At 66.0% G+C, this 12,743-nt stretch carries 15 protein-coding genes and 1 tRNA gene; 12 read left to right on the forward strand and 4 right to left on the reverse strand.

Annotation, left to right across the window (positions count from 1 at the left end; all coding sequences use genetic code 11):
• Nucleotides 1-133 precede the first annotated feature (133 nt).
• Nucleotides 134-796: a sugar transferase gene (locus ACZZZD_RS02080; RefSeq protein ID WP_463432209.1), complete on the forward strand. Its 663-nt coding sequence runs from the start codon at nt 134-136 to the stop codon at nt 794-796.
• On the opposite strand, the gene rpiA is transcribed toward ACZZZD_RS02080, so the two are convergent.
• Both rpiA and glmU read right to left on the reverse strand, forming a co-directional pair.
• A complete protein-coding gene (rpiA, locus tag ACZZZD_RS02085) occupies nt 793-1,476 on the reverse strand; it encodes a ribose-5-phosphate isomerase RpiA (protein WP_463432211.1) in 684 nt (227 codons plus the stop codon). The genes ACZZZD_RS02080 and rpiA overlap by 4 nt on opposite strands.
• The gene (gene glmU, locus ACZZZD_RS02090; RefSeq protein ID WP_463432213.1) at nt 1,473-2,825 is read right to left on the reverse strand and encodes a bifunctional UDP-N-acetylglucosamine diphosphorylase/glucosamine-1-phosphate N-acetyltransferase GlmU; all 1,353 of its coding nucleotides are present in this window, start codon (nt 2,823-2,825) and stop codon (nt 1,473-1,475) included. The genes rpiA and glmU overlap by 4 nt, the downstream gene beginning before the upstream one ends.
• A 58-nt stretch (nt 2,826-2,883) precedes the next feature.
• Between glmU and ACZZZD_RS02095 the strand changes: the two genes are divergently transcribed.
• The 3 genes from ACZZZD_RS02095 (at nt 2,884) to ACZZZD_RS02105 (ending at nt 5,124) form a co-directional block, all read left to right on the forward strand.
• Complete coding sequence (locus ACZZZD_RS02095; RefSeq protein ID WP_463432215.1) at nt 2,884-3,603, forward strand: HAD-IA family hydrolase; 720 nt, start codon at nt 2,884-2,886, stop codon at nt 3,601-3,603.
• 100 nt (nt 3,604-3,703) lie between these two features.
• Nucleotides 3,704-4,993 (forward strand): dicarboxylate/amino acid:cation symporter, encoded by a 1,290-nt coding sequence (locus tag ACZZZD_RS02100; protein WP_463432217.1) that lies wholly within the window; start codon nt 3,704-3,706, stop codon nt 4,991-4,993.
• A gap of 56 nt (nt 4,994-5,049) precedes the next feature.
• Nucleotides 5,050-5,124, forward strand: a tRNA-Val gene (locus tag ACZZZD_RS02105).
• Between the two features lie 18 nt (nt 5,125-5,142).
• Here ACZZZD_RS02105 and ACZZZD_RS02110 read toward each other — a convergent pair.
• The gene (locus ACZZZD_RS02110) at nt 5,143-6,072 is read right to left on the reverse strand and encodes an ROK family protein (RefSeq protein ID WP_463432219.1); all 930 of its coding nucleotides are present in this window, start codon (nt 6,070-6,072) and stop codon (nt 5,143-5,145) included.
• Between the two features lie 243 nt (nt 6,073-6,315).
• Here ACZZZD_RS02110 and ACZZZD_RS02115 point away from each other — a divergent pair, with 243 nt between their 5' ends.
• From ACZZZD_RS02115 to ACZZZD_RS02130, 4 genes are all read left to right on the forward strand, one after another.
• Complete coding sequence (locus tag ACZZZD_RS02115) at nt 6,316-6,456, forward strand: hypothetical protein (RefSeq protein WP_167762578.1); 141 nt, start codon at nt 6,316-6,318, stop codon at nt 6,454-6,456.
• A gap of 66 nt (nt 6,457-6,522) precedes the next feature.
• Nucleotides 6,523-7,893 (forward strand): class II 3-deoxy-7-phosphoheptulonate synthase, encoded by a 1,371-nt coding sequence (locus ACZZZD_RS02120; RefSeq protein WP_463432222.1) that lies wholly within the window; start codon nt 6,523-6,525, stop codon nt 7,891-7,893.
• A gap of 90 nt (nt 7,894-7,983) precedes the next feature.
• Complete coding sequence (locus ACZZZD_RS02125) at nt 7,984-8,559, forward strand: prephenate dehydratase domain-containing protein (RefSeq protein ID WP_463432224.1); 576 nt, start codon at nt 7,984-7,986, stop codon at nt 8,557-8,559.
• A 281-nt stretch (nt 8,560-8,840) separates the two neighbouring features.
• Nucleotides 8,841-9,599, forward strand: a complete 759-nt coding sequence (locus ACZZZD_RS02130; RefSeq protein ID WP_463432226.1) for a chorismate mutase — start codon at nt 8,841-8,843, stop codon at nt 9,597-9,599.
• 45 nt (nt 9,600-9,644) lie between these two features.
• Here the strand turns inward: ACZZZD_RS02130 and panC are convergent, their stop codons facing one another.
• Nucleotides 9,645-10,505 carry a pantoate--beta-alanine ligase gene (gene panC, locus ACZZZD_RS02135; protein WP_463432228.1) on the reverse strand — a complete coding sequence of 287 codons (861 nt, stop codon included), beginning with the start codon at nt 10,503-10,505 and terminating at the stop codon, nt 9,645-9,647.
• 75 nt (nt 10,506-10,580) lie between these two features.
• Between panC and ACZZZD_RS02140 the strand changes: the two genes are divergently transcribed.
• The 4 genes from ACZZZD_RS02140 to ACZZZD_RS02155 all read left to right on the forward strand — a co-directional run bounded on the left by ACZZZD_RS02140 (nt 10,581) and on the right by ACZZZD_RS02155 (nt 12,647).
• Complete coding sequence (locus tag ACZZZD_RS02140; RefSeq protein WP_463432230.1) at nt 10,581-11,246, forward strand: SPOR domain-containing protein; 666 nt, start codon at nt 10,581-10,583, stop codon at nt 11,244-11,246.
• A 129-nt stretch (nt 11,247-11,375) separates the two neighbouring features.
• The gene (locus tag ACZZZD_RS02145) at nt 11,376-12,212 is read left to right on the forward strand and encodes a division plane positioning ATPase MipZ (RefSeq protein WP_463432232.1); all 837 of its coding nucleotides are present in this window, start codon (nt 11,376-11,378) and stop codon (nt 12,210-12,212) included.
• 7 nt (nt 12,213-12,219) lie between these two features.
• Nucleotides 12,220-12,387 carry a hypothetical protein gene (locus ACZZZD_RS02150; RefSeq protein ID WP_463432234.1) on the forward strand — a complete coding sequence of 56 codons (168 nt, stop codon included), beginning with the start codon at nt 12,220-12,222 and terminating at the stop codon, nt 12,385-12,387.
• Between the two features lie 59 nt (nt 12,388-12,446).
• The gene (locus ACZZZD_RS02155; protein ID WP_463432236.1) at nt 12,447-12,647 is read left to right on the forward strand and encodes a J domain-containing protein; all 201 of its coding nucleotides are present in this window, start codon (nt 12,447-12,449) and stop codon (nt 12,645-12,647) included.
• Nucleotides 12,648-12,743 lie beyond the last annotated feature (96 nt).

Here is a 12,743-nt window from a genome sequence, read left to right on the forward strand (position 1 = left end):
TTGGGGAGATTTCTCAGTCACGATCAACTTATGGTAGCAGGCTGGTTGAAGGTCAATCTTCATGCGAACGCGGCTGCGTTGAGGTTGATAATTTCGCAACCCTGAGGAATGATGATTCTGAGGGGGCGGATGAATGTCGATAGTTGAGGCTGCCGAGCGCCAGGTCGAACCTGCGCGTCGCATCACGAGATCGCGTGGCAACGACGATGCCCGGCTGATCCGCCTGCTAGATATAGTTCTGTCGTTCTCTGTTTTGGCGCTCCTGCTCCCGCTGCTGGCGCTGACCACCTTGGCGGTGAGGGCGCAAGACGGGGGACCGGCCATTTTTCGCCAGCAAAGGATCGGGCGAGGCGGACAGGTGTTCGACTGCCTGAAGTTCCGGTCCATGAGCATCGACGCCGAGGCCAACTTGCCGGCCCTCGTGGACGCGGAATGGCACACGGCGCGCAAGTTTCGACGCGATGCGCGGGTGACGCGCCTGGGCCGCGTCCTGCGCGTTTCCAGCCTGGATGAACTGCCACAGCTGTTGAACGTGCTGAGGGGCGAGATGTCCTTGGTGGGACCGCGCCCGATTGTGATGGACGAGGCGGCGCTGTATGGGCGGCGGCTGTCCGAATACTGCGCCGTTCGGCCTGGCCTGACGGGGCTATGGCAGGTGTCGGGCCGCAACGACGTGCCCTATCCGCGCCGGGTGGCGATGGACGTCTGGCTGGTCAGGAACCGGACGGTGCGCGTCTATCTGACGATCCTGGCGCGGACGATCCCAGCAGTGTTGAGCCGCAAGGGCGTCTATTAGGGCAGACGTTCCTCGAAGCCGTCGTCCGTGCCGATGATGGCGAGGTCGGCGAGGTCCAGGAACAGGCCGTGCTCGACCACGCCGGTGATCAGCTTCAGATCGTCGGCCAGGCGGACCGGATCGTGAATGGCCTTGCAGCCTGCGTCATAGATCAGGTTGCCGCCGTCGGTGCGGACCAGACCGCGATCCGCCTGGCGCACGCGGGCCGGCTGGTTGATGTCATGATCGATCAGGACGTCGGCGATCCGGTTGGCCGTGGTCTTGTGACCAAAGGCGACCACCTCGATCGGGAGGGGGAAAATTCCCAGCACGGGCACCACCTTGGCGGCGTCGGCGATGACGATGCAGCGCGCCGAAGCCTCCCAAACCAGCTTTTCGCGCAGCAGGGCCGCGCCGCCGCCCTTGATCAGAGCGAGACCGGGACCGACTTCGTCCGCGCCGTCCACAGTCAGGTCAATGCGGGGCGTGTCCTCCAGCGTGGATAGGGTCAGGCCCAGTTCGCGCGCCAGATCGGCGGTCTTTTCCGAGGTCGGGACACAGCGCAGACCGGCCAAACCCCGTGCCGCCAGCGCCTTGACGAACCAGGCGGCTGTGGACCCGGTTCCCAGGCCGACGACCATGCCGGCCTCGACGTGGGCGGCGGCGGCTTCGCCGGCGTTCTTCTTCTGGATGTCGCTCATTTGGACTTTGCGGCTTTCTGAGCTTTCGCCTTCTCGCGGAAGGCGGCGCCGGCATCCGGCTTGAGGGTTTGTCGGGCGCGGCCGAAGGCGAGGGCGTCGGCCGGCACGTCCTCGGTGATCACGGAACCCGAAGCGACGATGGCGCCGTCGCCGATGACGACCGGGGCGACCAGGCTGGAGTTGGAGCCGACGAAGGCGCCGGCGCCCACGTCGGTGCGGGCCTTGTTGAAGCCGTCATAGTTGCAGAAGATGGTTCCGGCGCCGATGTTGGCGCCCGCGCCGACCGATCCGTCGCCCAGATAAGCCAGATGATTGGCCTTGGCGCCCTCGGCCATCTTGACGTTCTTGACCTCGACGAAGTTGCCGACCTTGACCCCCTTCGCCAAATCCGCGCCGGCACGCAGGCGGGCATAGGGACCGACCTCGGCGCCGGAGGCGACGCGGGCGCCCTCGATGTGGCTGAAGCTGCGGATGCGGGCTCCGCCCTCGATCACCGCGCCCGGGCCGAAGACGACGAAGGGTTCGATGAGGGTTCCGCCACCGACCTGTGTGTCCCAGGCGAAGTGGACGGTGTCAGGCGCGGCCATGGTGACGCCGGCGGCCAGAAAGGTGTCCCGCTGGACGCTCTGGAACAGGGCCTCGGCCTGGGCCAGTTCGGCTTGGGAGTTGACGCCCATGACGGCGTCTTCTGCGGCGAAGACGGCGCGGGTCGAATGGCCGCCCTTGCGCGCCAGTTCGACCACGTCGGTCAGATAGTATTCGCCCTTGGCGTTCGTGTTGGTCACGTGGGCCAGCAGCGAGAACAGTAAGGCGGCGGGGGCAGCCATGACGCCCGAGTTGCAGGCGGTGATCGCTAAGGCCTCGGCCGAAGCCTCCTTGGCCTCTGTAATGGCGGTCAGCGTGTCGCCGTCTAGGATGAGACGGCCGTAGGCGCCGGGATCGCGGGCCTCGAAGCCGATCACGGTGACGCCGTACGCATGGAAGACGGGTTCGATGTCGGCGGCCTTCAGCAGGGGCACGTCGCCATAGGTGACGACCACCTCGCCGTCGAAGCCGGCCAGCGCCTGTTCGGCGGCGCGAACGGCGTGGCCTGTGCCCAGCGGCGGGTCCTGGACGGCGATGGCCGCCTCGCCCAACCGCTTGACCACATGAGCGCGGACCTCGGGCGAGTGGGTTCCAACCACCACGATAATCCGTTCGCAGCCCAGGCCTTCGGCCGCGTCGATGGCGTGGTCCAACATGGCGCGATGGGCCACCGGATGCAGCACTTTGGGCAGGGGCGACTTCATCCGCGTGCCTTGGCCGGCGGCGAGGATGATGGCGGCGCGTGGGCGCATCTGGCTGGTCATGAATCGTCTCGCGGTCTACTCGTCCTGCGATCTAGCCCATCATTTGGGCCAGCGGGAGATGTGGATGACCGATCGCGATCTGGAAGGCTGGACGATCGTCTTCGATCTTGATGGGACGCTGGTCGATTCCGCGCCGGACCTGATTGGAACGCTGAACCGGTTGCTGGTCGACGAGGGCCTGCCACCCGTGCCGATAGAAGCGGCATCGACCCTGATTGGCTCTGGTGCGCGAGCGCTGCTGGTTCACGGGTTCGAGGCCGCCGGGGCCTCGGTCGAACGGGCGCAATCGGACGAACTGTTCGAGCGGTTCCTAGTCGATTACGCCGCCCACATCGCTGACGGCTCGCAGCCGTTCGAGGGCGTGGTCGAGACTTTGGAGCGGTTGAGCGAACGCGGGGCGGTCCTGGTCGTGGCGACCAACAAGCGCTCGGATTTGTCAGAGTTGCTGCTGGAAAAGCTGGACCTGACCCGTCATTTCGCCGCCATCGTCGGGCCGGACCGGGTCAGCGCCCGCAAACCCTCGGGCGCGCATCTGAAGGAGGCGGTCGTCAAGGCCGGCGGCGATCCCGAACGGGCCATCATGGTCGGGGACGCGGCGCCGGACGCGGATGCGGCCAAGGATGCGGGCATGCCGTGCATCCTGGTCACTTTCGGCTTCACGCCCGTGCCGGTCGAGGAACTGGGCGCCGACGTCCTGATCGACGATTTCGAGGACGTCGAAGAGGCCATCGACGGCGTCCTGTCCGACTTCTACGTCATGAAGGCGTTGAAATTCTGAGGAACGCAGACAGGAAATCTGTCGGCTGAATGATCGCCGGTGCGGTTGCGGATCGACGCGGCGATGGACAGATTGGCGCACCCCTGTTGAAAGTGCCTCTATGTTCGCTCGCTTCTTCAAGATTCCGCTCTGGCAGCGCACTGCCGCCGGCTTCATCCTCGGCATCATCGCCGGGCTGATCTTGCGGGAGCGGGCCGAGGCCTGGCTTCAGCCGATCGGCGACGTCTATCTGAACCTGATCCGCATGGTGGTTGCGCCCCTGGTGCTGTTCACCATCGCAAGCTCCATCGCAAAGCTGGGAGAGGGGGCGGGGGCCGTCAGGCTGGGCGTGCGGACGATCGTCTGGTTCGCCGTGACCTCGCTGCTGGCCGTGCTGGTCGGTTTCGCCTTCGGCCATATCATCAATCCGGGCGTGGGCCTGTCCAACCTGCCGCTGGGCGAGGTCAAGGAGCGGGTGATCCCGACGCCGCTGGAGGTGCTGATCGGCGTCGTGCCGACCAATCCGTTCGCGGCCCTGGCTGAGGGCAAGGTGCTGCAGATCATCTTCTTCTCTGCTCTGGTCGGTATGGCGCTGGTGGCGCTGGGCGACAGGGCGCAGGGGGTGCGGAGGCTGGTCGACGAGGGCGCGGCCGTCATCTTCCGCATCACCCGCTGGGTGATCCAGCTGACGCCCATCGGCGTGTTCGGCCTGATCGGCTCGGTCGTCGGCGGTTATGGCTGGGAGGCGCTGCTGCCGCTCCTGAAGTTCATCCTCGCCATCTATGCCGCCTGCCTGTTCCACATCCTGATCGTCTATTCGGGCCTGCTGAAGGTGCACGGCCTGAAGGTCACTAGCTTCTTCCGCGGCGCCTTCGCGGCGCAGCAGACGGCGTTCGCGACATCATCGTCGCTGGGGACGCTGCCGATCACTTTGCGCCAGACAGTCGAGCGGCTGGGCGTGCCTCAGGCCTATGCCGCCTTCGCCGTGCCCCTAGGCGCCAATGTGAAGATGGACGGTTGCGGCGCCATCTATCCGGCCATCGCTTCGATCTTCATCGCCCAGTATTTCAAGATAGACCTGACGCTGACGCAGTACATCCTGATCGGCCTGACGGCGGTGCTGGGGTCGCTGGGGACGGCGGGCGTGCCGGGGACCAGCATCGTCATGCTGACCCTGACCCTGTCCACTGCCGGCCTTCCGCTGGAAGGCATCGGCTATATCGTCGCCATCGACCGGATCATCGACATGATGCGCACGGCGACCAACGTCACCGGCCAGATGTTGGTGCCTGTGCTGGTCGCCAAGGAAGAGGGCATACTGAACGAGGACATCTACAACGGTCACGTCGCCTGGCTGCCGGGCGATCCGGAAGCCGACACGCCCGAAGGGGTTCGAGCCGCCGGAATCTGAAACAGACGCTTGCGCGGGGCCGGCGACCGGGCTATGTCGCCGCCTCCGCAAGGCAAGGACGCGTAGCTCAGCGGGAGAGCACCTCGTTCACACCGAGGGGGTCACAGGTTCAATCCCTGTCGCGTCCACCATCTTCACCCATTTCCGATCTAGCCTTGCGTCGCCCAGTCTTGCGGCCATTGGCCTGTGATCGAGCGATAGGCGAGGGCGAAGGCGCCGATCAGGCCGGCCGAGGCGCCGGCGGTCGGAGCGGCGATATAGGCCTCCATATCGAGATCGCGGATGCCGGCGTCATAGTCGCCTAACTGCCGCGTCAGCGTCTGCCGGACCAGGCCGTACATATGCGGCTGCATCACGCCGCCGCCGATGATGATTCGCTCCGGACGTAGCGTGTAGGTCAGGTTGGTGCAGAGGCCGGCGATATATTCGGCCGCCATCGCCCAAGCGGGATGATCGGGGGCGAAGGTCTCGGCCGGCGCGCCCCATCGGGCGTGGAGGGCAGGGCCGCTGGTCAGACCTTCCAGGCAATCGACGTGGAAGGGACAGATGCCCTTGAACGTATCGTCGCCCTTTGCGCGGGGCAGGCGGATATGACCGGCTTCGGGATGGTTCGCCCCGCCATGAGGCGCGCCGTTGATCATCACTCCGACGCCCACGCCGGTGCCGACGGTGACGTAGCAGAAGCTCTCCAGCCCCTTTCCGCTGCCGAACAGCCGTTCGGCGATGGCCGAGCCGTTCACGTCGGTGTCCAGCATCATCGGCACATCCAGCGTGCGCCGTAGATGGCCCAACAGGTTGACGTTGCTCCAGCCGGGCTTGGGCGTTGTCGTGATCGCGCCGTAATCCGCCGCGTCGGGTCGTAGGGAGAGGGGGCCAAAGCTGCCGATCGCCAGCGCCGCCAGCTTACCGTGGCGCGACTGGGCCTCAATGAAGAAGGCGGCGACGGCATCCAGCGTTTCGTCAGGCGTGGTGGTGGCGATTCGGATCTGGTCGATGATCCTGCCATTGGCGTCGGCGACGCCGCAAATGAATTTGGTGCCGCCGGCCTCGACGCCGCCAAGCAGGATAGAATGGGTCATTGTTGCTCGCTTATGGGTGCGACGAAGGTTCGCGGGACTGAACGCGGAGTGCTTCAAGGCGTTTATCGCGCATGACACTTCTTGCTCGCATATTGATCACGCTGGACGCCACGACGAAGATTCTGACCCGCAAGGAGCGGCTGCTCTGACGAGCAATCCGTGCGCGGCAGGATTTGGCGATTGCGTTGAACGCGATGCATCGCCACCTTCGCCGTCAGACTAGGACATGAGACGAGGACGCCAATGGCCCGCAAACCCAACTACAGCTTCGAGCGTCAGGAACGCGACCGCGCGGCGGCCATAAAGGCGGCGGAGAAGGCGGCGGCCAAGGCCGAACGCAAGGCCGAAACCGCGACCGAAAAGGCGCCGCCCGCCGAAGACTGACGCTTTACGGCAAAATCCATCTGTCTTTTCGTTGTTTGGATGGGCGCAAAGCCCTATTCATGCACGATGACACGCTGGACCCCCGAAAGCTGGAGAACCAAGACCGCCCTGCACATGCCGGCGGACTATCCGGATCCCAACGCCCTCGCGCTCGTCGAGGACGAGTTGCGCGCCCTGCCGCCGCTCGTCTTCGCCGGGGAGGCGCGACGCCTGACATCGAAGCTCGCCCAGGTCGAGCGGGGCGAGGCCTTTCTGCTTCAGGGCGGCGACTGCGCCGAGAGCTTCAAAGAGTTCTCGACCGACAACATCCGCGACACCTTCCGCCTGATCCTGCAGATGGCGGTGGTGCTCACCTTCGCCGGGCGCAAGCCAGTGGTTAAGGTGGGTCGTATCGCAGGCCAGTTCGCCAAGCCGCGCTCGTCGCCGTTGGAAGAGATCGATGGCGTCGAACTGCCCAGCTATCGCGGCGACATCATCAACGGCATGGGCTTCACGCCGGAAGAGCGCGTGCCCGATCCCCAGCGTCTGATCCGGGCCTATAACCAGTCGGCCTCGACGCTGAACCTGCTGCGCGCCTTCGCCGGCGGCGGCTATGCCGACCTGTACAACATCCATCGCTGGACCCTGGGCTTCGCGGGCGATAACGCCGCCGGCGCCCAGTACCGCGAACTGGCCGACAAGATCACCGAGGCCCTGGCCTTCATGGAGGCGGTCGGCGTCACGCCTGAAACGCATCCAGATCTGAGCCGTGTCGAGGTCTTCACCAGCCATGAGGCTCTGCTGCTGAATGTCGAGAGCGCCCTGACGCGTCTGGATGGCGGTTCGGGCGAATGGTTCGACACCTCGGCGCACATGCTCTGGATCGGTGAGCGCACGCGTCAGCTTGATGGATCGCACGTCGAGTTCATGAAGGGGATCAAGAACCCCATCGGTGTGAAGTGCGGGCCGACCATGAAGTCCGACGACCTGCTGCCGCTGATCGACGCGCTGAACCCCGACAATATCTCTGGCCGCCTGACCCTGATCGGCCGCTTCGGTCACGAGAAGGTCGGCGAACGCCTGCCCAAGCTGATGCGCGAAGTGAAGGCGTCAGGCCGCAAGGTGATCTGGTCGATCGACCCGATGCACGGCAATACGCTGAAGGCCGGAAACGGCTACAAGACCCGGCCGTTTGACCGGATCCTGGGCGAGGTGCGGACCTTCATCGACGTGGCCGAGGCGGAAGGGGTTCACCCCGGCGGCGTCCACCTGGAAATGACAGGCCAGAACGTCACAGAATGCATCGGCGGCGCCCAGGCGGTGACCGAAGATGACCTGTCCAACCGCTATCACACCCATTGCGATCCGCGCCTGAATGCCGACCAGGCGCTGGAGTTGGCTTTCCTGGTGGCTGAGCGCCTCAAGGCGGGACGGGTCGCGCAGTCGGTGGCGGCCTAGCCGCCGTCAGCGCCCCAAATGTGGGCCGATCCGGTCATGGTGACGCCATCTCCGCAGCGCCAGATCGGGACGATTCCGAGGTAGTGATCGATGGAAGTTGCGGCTCAGATTGACGACAAGCCCGGTCGGGTCGCCTATCAGGGCGCGCCCGGCTCGTTCAGCCACGAGGCCTGTCTGGCCTTGCGGCCATGGGACGAGGCGGTGGCGTTCGAGACCTTCGCCCAGGCTCTGGATGCGCTTCGGGCAGGCGATTGCGGCTGCGCCCTCATCCCGGTCGAGAACTCGACCATCGGCGTTGTTGAGCCGGCGGCGACGTTGGTGGGCGGGCTTGGCGTGCAGCCGGTCGCCGAGGTTTGGCGGCCGATCCGCCATGCGCTGATGGCGACGCCGGGTGCGCGGCTGTCGGACATTAAGACGGTCGAGAGCCACCCCATCGCCCTGGCTCAGTGCAAAGGCACGCTGGCCGGGCTGAACGTTGAGGTGATCGAGCATTTCGACACCGCCGGCGCGGCGCGCGATGTCGCCGAAGCGGGCGATCCGACGCGAGCCGCCATCGCCCCGGTCGGCGCGGCCGAGGTCTATGGCCTGTCGATCCTGCGCAACGACTTGCAGGATTCCAGCGATAATCAGACGCGTTTTGTCCTGTTGAGCTTCCCTGAGGGTTGACGGCGCACGGTCTTTGCGTCCTTAACATCTGCGCGGATCGCAAAACGATCCGCATAACCGGAACCGGACCATGTCCCGCCAGCGCGCTCTTTCTGTTTCTTCCGACCGTTCGCGCGCGGTTTCCGGCCTCTATTTTGGCTACGGCTTTTACGGCTTTCGATACGCCGGCTGAGGCGTCGGGCGCACTCCGTCCCTGACAGTCTCACCGGCGACCGCTCTGAACCAGAGCGGCTGTTCGCCCCTGCACATATCGAAATTCAGAATGCCGAAAGCCCAATTCCATGCCCAATTCCAAAGTCCAGCAAGTGTGGCCTGACATGGCCGACCTGACGCCTGAGCAGCAGGCGCTCGCCGCCCTGCGCGCCGAAATCGACAGCATCGACGACCAGATCCTTGCCCTGTTCGAACAACGTCTCGCCGTCGCCGCCACCGTCGGTCGCGCCAAAGACGCCCCCACCGGCCCGCATACCAAGTTGCGTCCCGACCGCGAGCAGACCGTGCTGTCGCGGATGCTGAAACAGGCCCAGCCGGAGAACGCCGAAGCCGTCGAGCATCTGTGGCGCGAGATCGTCGGCTGGGGCCTGGCGCGCCAGGGCCGGCTGCAGGTCCAGGTCTGGGCGCCGATCGAACCGACCCGCGCCTATGACGGCGCCCGCCTGCGCTTCGGCGCCGCCGCCGACATCAGGATGGTGCGCGATCCGCAGAAGGCCCTGGCCTTCGCCGCCGAAGGGCACGGGATCGCGGTGCTGGCGATCAATACCGAGGACGCCTGGTGGATGGGCCTGCGTCGCGAATGGTCGATGCTCAGCGTGTTCGACGGTTACGGCGGCGAGACGCCGACGTCTCTTGCCGTGGGCAAGATCGATCCGCCGGCCTTGCCCAAGGGCCGTCGCGTCGTCGTGACGGCCGGCGGCGACGCCGGCGACGGCGGCGGCGCGCGACGCTGGGGCCTGAATACGCATCACGGCTGGACTATCGCTCTGACCGACGCCGACCTGGCGCCGGGCGATGCAGAAGGCTGCGTCGGCGCCATCGGCTGATCTAGAAGGGGCTGCATCCGGCGAACGGATGCGGCCCATATCGTTTCAGACCGCCATATTGTCGACTAGCCGCGTCTTGCCCAGCCAGGCGGCGGTCAAGATGCGGGCGGGGGCGTCGACGATGTCGTTGCGGAACGGCGTCAGATCGTCGGCGTGGCGGATGACGACGTAGTCGACGCGTTCGAACCCGGCTTTCAAAATGGCGGCATAGGCTTCGCGCTCGACACCGGGCAGGGGCCGGCCGCTGGCGGCCTGGACCGCAGCTTCGGCCAGGATGCCGTTCAGACGCCGTGCGGTCTCAAGCTCCGTCTCGGTCAGGTAGCCATTGCGCGAGGAGAGAGCCAGGCCCCAGCCGTCGCGCTCGGTCGGCGCGCCCACGATCTCGACCGGCAGATCCAGATCCCGCACGAAGCGGCGGATGACCATCAGTTGCTGGTAGTCCTTTTCTCCGAAGACGGCGACATCGGGCTGGACCTGGTTGAAAAGTTTGGTGACGATCAAAGCGACGCCGCCGAACATCTGCGGCCGGAAATCTCCCTCCAGGCCAAGGGCAGGGCCGCTCATGGCGATGCTGGTGGCGAAGCCCTCAGGATACATCTCCTCGGCCGAGGGAGCGAACATCAGGTGGCAACCTGCGCCGGCCAGCAAGCGGGCGTCCTCTTCCTGCTGACGAGGATATTTGCCCAAATCCTCATGCGCGGCGAACTGGGTCGGATTGACGAAGTTGGAGGCGACGACGCGGTCGGCGTGGCGCGCGGCCTCGCGCACCAGCGTCAGGTGGCCTTCATGCAGGGCGCCCATGGTCGGAACCATGCCGACGCTCAGGCCTTGTCGTTTCCAGTCCCGGACGATCGCACGCAGTTCGGCGACGGTGCGGACGACGGGGAGGGGGGCGGCGTCTATCATTATGAAGCGATTAACCTTTCCGCTTAAGCCTGTTGATGCACCAGACTGCAAAGTCTGGGCTCTAGGGTCGTGCTTATGACGCCCGCAGAAGCGACCCGTCCAGTTCTGATCGCCCTGGCCTGCGCCGGCGGCCTGGCCTTGGCCGGCTGCGGCGCGGTGGACAGCGATCCTCACCGTTTCCGTTCGATGGCCGACAATGTAGCGGCGATCGATGTCCCACTGACGCCCGACGGGCATCGTTCCGCCGGACAGACCGGTCTGCGCCCCGCCCGCTTTACGCCCGTCAAGGTGGCCGTGATGGACCCGCATGCGATGTGGGATGCCCGCGACGCCCAGGCCGGCATTCGTCACGAGGTCGAAGATGCGGGTTTGCGTGACGCCGTGATTCGCGTCACCGAACCTGTGGTTCAAGCTGCGGCGCCAGCCGTCGCGAAGGCGGTGGCGGATGAGGCGGTCGCGCGGATCCAGGCCCCGATGTTGCGTTCCGCCAGCCTGAATGTTCCGACGCAGGGGCGCACGATCCAGCTGGGGGCCTATTCCAGTCCCGCCGGCGCGCAACAGGCGTGGGCGCGGCTGAGGGCCAAGTCCGATCTGGCGGGCCTGTCGCCGGTGTTCGAAGAGGTTCAGGTCAACGGCCGCAGCCTGACGCGGCTAAAGGTCGGGCCGGTCTCGACCGAGACCGCAGCCGCTGTATGCCGATCCGCCGATGTTGCGGACGCATGGTGCGCCCGCAACAGCTGAGGACCGCCTTCTCGCCGTCCACAGGTCTGCGTTAAGGTTCCGTTGACGTTTGCGGCGCGGAGGCCGAATCTCTTCGGACCTAGGATCGCGCAGTTTGAGTCGCGCGGTCGGCACAGAGGATTCCCTCGAATGACGCAGCCGCATGTGATCGTCCTCGGCAACGAAAAGGGCGGGGCGGGCAAATCCACCCTGGCCATCCACATCGTGACCGGCATGCTGCACGCCGGGCGGACGGTGGCGATCATCGACCTGGACCTGCGCCAGCGGTCGATGCAGCGCTTCTTCCACAATCGCCTGGCCTGGCTGGCCGCGAACGAGCAGACGCTGCCTCAGCCCTTCATCCCCGATATGGGCGACGGCAAGGCCCTGGCTAAGGCGGATGTCGCCGAACAGATCGCCGTGTTCGAGCGCGCTTTCGACGAGGCGGCGGCGCAGGGCGTCGATTGCATTCTGATCGACACCCCCGGCGGCGACACGGCGGTTTCGAACGCGGCGCACGCCCGCGCCGACCAGATCGTCACGCCGATGAACGACAGTTTCGTCGATTTCGACCTGCTGGGCGACGTCGATCCGGTGACGCTGGATCTGCTGAAGCCCTCGATCTATTCCGAGAGCGTTTGGGAGGCGCGCAAGCAGCGGGCCATCGCCCAGGGGCGTCACGCCACCATCGACTGGCTGGTGGTCACCAATCGCCTCGCCGTCGCAGAGGCGCGTAACCGCAAGCGCCTGGAAGAGCGGATGAACAAGCTGGCCAAACGCGTCGGCTTCCGCGTCGGGCCGGGTCTGCGCGACCGGGTCATCTATCGCGAGCTTTTCCCCTTCGGCCTGACGGTGGCGGACCTGTCGAACGACATCCGGCCTGTGGCGGTGTCGCTGGCCCACGTCGCCGCACGCCAGGAAATGCGCAACCTGATGAAGGCCATGGGGCTGGAACAGGCGCTCAGCCCTTTGGACGTGGCGGCCTGATTTCTCCATGGGCCTGATCTGGCTGGCCTTGGCGGCGATCGCCGTCTGGGCGCTGGTGCGACTGGGCCGGCAGACCGAGCGACGCGGTCGGGCGCATTGGCGCGTGACGGCGACCCTGCTGGGGGCGGTCATGCTGTCCGGGGCGCCCTGGCCACGTTCCGCGGGTCGTGGCTGACGGCTGCCGCCTTGGCGGGAGCGGGCCTTTATCTGGCCTGGTCGTCGCGTATCCGGCCCGTGATCCGATCTGAACCGATCAGCGAAGCAGATGCGCGCGCCGTGCTGGGCGTCAGGCCAGGCGCGAGCGAGGCCGAAGTTCGCGCGGCGTGGAAGCGGGCCATGGCGCGCGCCCACCCGGACCAAGGCGGCACCGAAGGCCTGGCCATTCGCGTCAATGCGGCGCGGGATCGACTATTGAGAAAAACGGGACGCATTTGAGCGCAGCCCTCGGTGTGGGCCGGGACGCCAGCGCCGCTTGCCCTGACGGAAGTCTGGCCTTACGGGTCCGCGCCTTGATCAATGATTCAGGGAGCG

Source organism: Brevundimonas sp. AC546, from assembly GCF_979258305.1.